The 1472-nt window shown below is 64.6% G+C and carries 1 protein-coding gene and 2 pseudogenes; all 3 read right to left on the reverse strand.

The features are described from left to right. Positions 1-112 (reverse strand): annotated as a pseudogene (locus HC022_RS26425) (IS5/IS1182 family transposase); the annotation flags it as partial. Positions 113-172: 60 nt separating this feature from the next. Then, entirely contained in the window at positions 173-1105 is a 933-nt protein-coding gene (locus HC022_RS26430; RefSeq protein WP_167454367.1) for an IS5 family transposase, read from the reverse strand. A gap of 202 nt (positions 1106-1307) precedes the next feature. Next, a pseudogene (locus HC022_RS26435) lies at positions 1308-1472 on the reverse strand (IS5/IS1182 family transposase); the annotation flags it as partial.

Here is a 1472-nt window from a genome sequence, read left to right on the forward strand (position 1 = left end):
TGCCGGGCGCGTTGAAGCGATTGATCAGGACGACCCGGATGTGGATTTCAGCAGTTTGGCGATCGGGATCCCGCGCAGCGATGCGCTCACTGAAGGCCTTCACGCATCGTATCCACTGGGCGTTGTTGCAGAACTCACGCTTGAGGCATGACTTTCTCTCCCCCCGCTGAGGTTATGTAACGCGAACGGTCTCGGCAGTGCCGAGGGCATTGAAGCGGTTCATGAGTGCGACGCGAATGTGGATCTCGGCGGTTTGGCGGTCGGGGTCTCTTGCGGCGATGCGTTCGCCGAATGCCTTGAGACATCGCATCTTCGCCTCCACGCGGCTGCGTGCGTGGTATCCGGTCCAGTGCTTCCAGAATGCGCGGCCGTAGTGCTTCGTGGCGCGTAGCGTCTCGTTCCGCGCCTTCGCTGCCGGGCCGTCTTCCTTCCAGGCGCGCCCGTTTCTCCGGATCGGGATGATCGGTGTGGCCTGCCGGTCGACGATGGCAGCATGGCAGCGACGTGTGTCGTAGGCACCGTCGGCGGTCACCGTGCCGATCTGCTCGTCCTCGGGGATCTGGCCGAGTAGCTCGGGTAGGATCGGGCTGTCGCCATCGCGGCTTGGAGTGAACTCGACGGCCCGGATGTCTGAGGTCGCCGTGTCCATGGCGAGATGCACCTTGCGCCACTGACGACGGCCTTGGGCGCCGTGCTTGCGGGCCTGCCACTCACCGTCGCCGAGGAACTTGATGCCCGTGCTATCCACGAGCAAGTTGAGCGGGCCATCGGAGCGGCGAAACGGGATCTGGACCGCCAAGGTCTTTTGCCTGCGGCACAGGGTGCTGAAGTCGGGGACGGACCAGTTCAACCCCGCCAGCCGGAGAAGGCTGGCCACCATACCGGCGGTCTGTCGCAAGGGCAGCTTGAAGAGAACTTTGACCGACAGGCAAAACTGGATAGCGGCATCTGAGAAGACGGCGGGACGTCCGAGCCGACCTTCATGCGGCGCCAGCCAAGCCATCTCCCGGTCTATCCAGATCAGCATTGAGCCGCGCTTGCGCAAGGCAGCGTTGTAGCTGGACCAGTTCGTCGTGCGGTAGCGGGCGGGCAAAGGCTTGCTCACGCAGACCGTCTAACCGACCGGATTCACTCTGTGAATCGACCGCAGTCAGAGTTCTGCAACAACGCCTATCCACTGGCCGGCAGGGCATTGCGCAGCAATGTCCCGAGAGGCTTGGCCTCCACGCGGCTGCGGGCGTGGTATCCGGTCCACCCACTGCCCGGCAGGCGTATCCCAAGGATGCTGCCGAGAGGGGCTTCCGGAATGCCCGAGCGTAGTGACGCGTGGCGCGCAGGGTTTCGTTGCGCGCCGTGGCAGCCGGGCAGTCCTCTTTCCAGGCCCGACCGTTCCTACGGATCGGAATGATTGCCGTGCCGCCGCGTGCGATGACGGCGCCGTGGCAGCGGCGGGGTGAAGGGCGTCCCGGAAG

Source organism: Salipiger sp. HF18 (assembly GCF_011806505.1).
GTDB classification, from domain to species: Bacteria; Pseudomonadota; Alphaproteobacteria; order Rhodobacterales; family Rhodobacteraceae; genus Salipiger; species Salipiger thiooxidans.